Origin of the sequence: Mesorhizobium sp. M7A.F.Ca.AU.002.02.1.1 (assembly GCF_003998535.1) — a bacterium.
GTDB lineage: Bacteria > Pseudomonadota > Alphaproteobacteria > Rhizobiales > Rhizobiaceae > Mesorhizobium > Mesorhizobium ciceri.
Genome location: NZ_RZPB01001449.1, coordinates 1 through 549, shown reverse-complemented (window position 1 = coordinate 549; position 549 = coordinate 1). Strand labels below are relative to the sequence as shown.

The 549-nt window shown below is 58.8% G+C and carries 1 protein-coding gene and 1 pseudogene; both read left to right on the top strand.

The window, feature by feature from the left end; genetic code table 11:
- Positions 1-189 (top strand): annotated as a pseudogene (locus EN879_RS38290) (DUF3445 domain-containing protein); the annotation flags it as partial.
- A 130-nt stretch (positions 190-319) separates the two neighbouring features.
- On the top strand, positions 320-549 hold a 230-nt coding region (locus EN879_RS38285), incomplete at its 3' end, for a saccharopine dehydrogenase NADP-binding domain-containing protein (RefSeq protein WP_206521119.1).

The window sequence follows — 549 nt, the reverse complement described above, 5'->3', positions numbered from 1 at the left end:
CTGTTCACCATCCGCATCCATCTCGATCCGCTCGCCGTGCTGGCCAGGCACCCTGATCGGGCGAAGCTCGCGGTGTCTTTCGCCGCCCAGCTCGAAGCACTCGATCTCGCCCAGCTCGACTACAAGGGCCTGACATCGGACCGTGATCGGCTGATGACGGTCCTTAACCACATGGCCAATGACGACTGATCGCTGGTTGGCGCTTTTCGCTGGTTTGTGACAATGATCTGTGATGTAGCGCATGGCCGCCGGGCAAAGATGCCCGGTTTTGTGTGTGCGTTTTCCCAGTTTCCTGGGCTTTGAAGGAGTGCTCGATAAAATGGCGAATGAAAACTGGCCCGTTTACGGTGAGATCAGCGGCCCTGTCGTGATGATCGGCTTCGGCTCGATCGGCCGGGGAACGCTGCCGCTGATCGAACGCCATTTCAAGTTCGACAAGTCGCGCATGACGGTTATCGATCCGCGCGACACCGACCGCAAGCTGCTCGACGAGCGCGGCATCACCTTCGTCCAGGAAGCGGTGACCGAGAAGAACTACAAGAAGCTCCT